Source organism: Klebsiella sp. YJ, from assembly GCF_002108615.1.
Classification (GTDB): Bacteria; Pseudomonadota; Gammaproteobacteria; order Enterobacterales; family Enterobacteriaceae; genus Klebsiella; species Klebsiella planticola.
In genome coordinates this window covers 1-1968 of sequence record NZ_MTEG01000085.1, presented here as the reverse complement: position 1 = coordinate 1968, position 1968 = coordinate 1, and the positions used below count along the sequence as shown (strand labels likewise).

Genomic DNA, 1968 nt, shown 5'->3' with positions numbered 1-1968 from the left:
GCGCCCCCAGTGGGCGTCCTTCTGCACTGATTCACCCTGACGTCAGGGTTTATATCGATAATATACAGAGGTGAGTATGAAAAAAGTGGTTCTAATGGCCCTGGCTCTCGGCCTGTCACTGCCTGCAATGGCGAGTGAAAAAGTCATTGATATGTACAAATCTGAAAACTGTGGCTGTTGTTCCCTGTGGGGCAAAGCGATGGAAAAAGACGGGTTCGAAGTGCGAACTCACGTCATGAATGATCAGGCGCTGTCAGCCCTGAAAGAAAAGCATGCTGTTCCTGCTGGACTACGAAGTTGTCATACCGCGGTTGTAGGTAATTTGATCATTGAAGGCCATGTGCCTGCGGCAACGATACATAAGGCCATGCAGTCTGGTTCGGGTATATACGGTCTCGCCACCCCCGGTATGCCAGCAGGAAGTCCGGGAATGGAGATGGGGGCCCGAAAAGAGGCTTACGATGTTATCGCATTCTCACCGGAGGGCAGTAAAAAAGTCTTCCAGCGAATCGAATAGTCAGCGGAACGGCTGATAACGGGACGCCGGCAGCAGGCACTCTTATGCCGGCGGCATTCGTGGTAATCGCATCCATGACATATCCTGAAGACAGAAAATGCTTCAGATATGCATAAGGAGAGTTACTGTGAAAAATGACAATGCAGTGGAACATAACAACCAGACTGCTTCTGAGCAGACATCATCCCCGGACGAGAGTCACGCATTGCATAAGGTGAGAGATCCCGTGTGCGGGATGGTCATCCTGCCTGACAAGGCGCACAGCAGCATTCGATACCAGGACCATCAGCTTTATTTCTGCTCCGCCAGCTGTGAGAGCAAATTTAAAGCCCATCCCGATCATTATTTTACCGAAGATGCCAGTGAACATCACCATCACCACGACCACCATGAAGTCAGCCCTGATAAGATAAAACAGTCTCACCGCCAGGCGGAGAAAGAGATTTCTGAAGGTGTGTGGACATGTCCGATGCATCCGGAGATACGCCGTAGTGGTCCCGGAAGCTGTCCTGTCTGTGGAATGGCACTGGAGCCGCTCGTAGCTACGGCATCCACGGGGACGAGTGATGAACTTCGCGACATGACAAGACGCTTCTGGCTGGGGTTGTTGCTGGCGTTTCCGGTTCTGATACTCGAAATGGGTTCTCATCTGTTTCCCGCTTTGAGGAATACAGTACCGCCACAGTACAACACATGGCTGCAGTTACTTCTGGCCTCTCCTGTCGTTTTGTGGTGTGGCTGGCCATTCTTCGCCCGGGCCGGAATGTCGTTACGTAACCGCTCCCTGAATATGTTTACCCTTGTTGCAATGGGGACCGGCGTAGCCTGGGTTTACAGCGTCATTGCAACCGTCTTCCCCTCCTGGTTTCCTGCATCGTTCAGAAACATGGATGGCCTGGTGGCCATTTATTTTGAAGCCGCAGCTGTTATTACGGTGCTTGTTCTGCTGGGACAGGTCCTTGAATTGCGGGCAAGGGAACAAACCTCAGGTGCCATTACTGCACTTCTGAACCTTGCCCCCAAAACCGCCAGGCGGTTGGATCATGACGGTCATGAAACGGATATTAATGCGGAAGATGTCCTGCCTGGCGATAAGCTCCGCATCAGACCTGGAGAGAGTATTCCGGTCGACGGTATCGTGGTCGAAGGCAAAACAACCGTGGATGAATCGATGGTGACCGGGGAGTCTATGCCGGTTACCAAAACGGAGGGTGAACCCGTCATTGGGGGGACGATTAATCAGACAGGTAGTCTTATCATCCGTGCAGAGAAAGTCGGTGATGAAACGATGCTCTCACGAATTGTTCAGATGGTCGCTGATGCACAGCGTTCGCGGGCCCCCATCCAGAGAATGGCTGACAGCGTTTCAGGCTGGTTTGTTCCTCTGGTGATACTTATCGCGGTTGTTGCTTTCATGATCTGGTCTGTCTGGGGGCCCGAGCCCAGGATGG

The 1968-nt window shown here is 52.4% G+C and carries 1 protein-coding gene and 1 pseudogene; both read left to right on the top strand.

The annotated features are described in order from the left end of the window. Positions 1–76 precede the first annotated feature (76 nt). A complete protein-coding gene (locus tag BV390_RS30215) occupies positions 77–517 on the top strand; it encodes a DUF411 domain-containing protein (protein ID WP_002436620.1) in 441 nt (146 codons plus the stop codon). Positions 518–614: 97 nt separating this feature from the next. Continuing rightward, positions 615–1968: pseudogene (gene silP / locus BV390_RS30210) on the top strand (Ag(+)-translocating P-type ATPase SilP); the annotation flags it as partial.

What these genes read in the sequence shown, in the direction of transcription:
- BV390_RS30215 (WP_002436620.1), top strand. Translation starts at nt 77, where the DNA reads ATGAAAAAAGTGGTTCTAATGGCCCTGGCTCTCGGCCTGTCACTGCCT.